The 1,448-nt window shown below is 47.8% G+C and carries 1 protein-coding gene; it reads right to left on the reverse strand.

Going from position 1 to position 1,448, the window contains the following annotated elements:
- On the reverse strand, positions 1–1,343 hold a 1,343-nt coding region (locus AAC147_RS08420), incomplete at its 3' end, for an IS4 family transposase (RefSeq protein ID WP_081989185.1).
- Positions 1,344–1,448: the final 105 nt, after the last annotated feature.

Consider the following 1,448-nt stretch of genomic DNA (forward strand, 5'->3'; position numbering starts at 1 on the left):
TCAAGGAGGGTTTGTAATATGAACCATCCTTCCCATAGCCTTTCCCATCCTACTCGACCATTACGTTTTGAATCGTACCAACCTGCAAGCTTGCCGAGGTTAATATAGGCCCAGTAGAGGCTTGGGGCTTTCTTCGGTGGTTTCGATTTGTTTTGCTTTGACCACAGTAAGTTCCACGCTAGCGGACTCAGGATCATTTCACAGCTCTGCTTTTCTGCTTCCTCTTTATTAAGCCCCAGATAGCGCAATTGATGAAGACGGACTGCAATAAACGCGAGTATCACTACCATGCGTTCTAAATTCTCTTTGCTTTGCATGCGTAACTCTTCAACCTGAGTGCCACCGCTTTTCCACGCTTTGTGAAATTCTTCAATCAGCCACCGTTTTTCGTAGTAATCGAGAATACGCTGGGCATCTTCTTTTGTTTTCACGGGGTCTGAGGTCAGAATGTGCCAGCTCAAGCCATCATGATTTCCCGTTTCTTGACAACCGACATAGTACAGTGGGACGCCGTCACCGGTTTTATTCGCCGGGATTTTTACGGTCACCGCCGCATAACGCACTTCGCAGTGTGCATCACGCGCTTTTCGCCCGCCTTTTTGCCTCACTTGAACCGTTCTCGTATCCGCATACACCAAGGCGCCACTGTAATGATAAAGCTTGTCGGTGCTTTCTTCTATGCAACGGCTTTGCATAGAGCGAACGACAAAGCGCTGATGATTTGAGACCTTATAGGTCAGGTACTCGATAATGTCTGCTTCCCGGTCACAGACCGGGATAACTTTTCGCATGTCAGCACCGAGGCGGGCTTCCATTGCGCGTGAAGCCCGTTCCCATTTATAGCTTTCTTTGTCTTTATAAGCTCTGCTCGCATGATATTGATTTTGCCCGTAAGCCTGAAGGTCTCGGGTCCAACGTGCCTGCTCAATGAGTCCAACGACCTGTTGCTTATCAGGTGCAAAAAGCAGAACGGAATGCGCATGCATCCCTCTGGAATACTTATTGGATGTGGTGTGCCCCATCTCATCTCGAACCGTAGGGTGGATAAATTCCAGCGAGGTCGTATCTTCAAGCGCGAGGAGGCAATCATAGTGCTTAACCTGCTCAGCGGTGGCGACAAAGCCAGCTTCTGCGATAGCTTGAGGATTAATGGCTTGATTGCGAGCGAAGCGATAAGCAGCTTCGATATCCGCAGGTGATTTTAAAGATTGCACGAGAGACTGTCCTAAATGATTGGCAAGAGAAGAAGTCAGTTTGATCAGCCGCTTAGTGCGGCGGCTATCCCCTAAATCAGCATATTGAAAAGTGTCTTTTGCCCATTGCTCAGCATCTGTTGAAAACATCATACGTGACCTCAACGTAGTATTTCTTATTGAGATCAGCCAGGTAGAAAAAGGTTCAAAAAAATCCCTCGATTCAATCGAGGGATTTGTGTAGAAGAGACAGGG

The organism is Xenorhabdus sp. NBAII XenSa04, assembly GCF_963866145.1.
GTDB classification, from domain to species: domain Bacteria; phylum Pseudomonadota; class Gammaproteobacteria; order Enterobacterales; family Enterobacteriaceae; genus Xenorhabdus; species Xenorhabdus indica.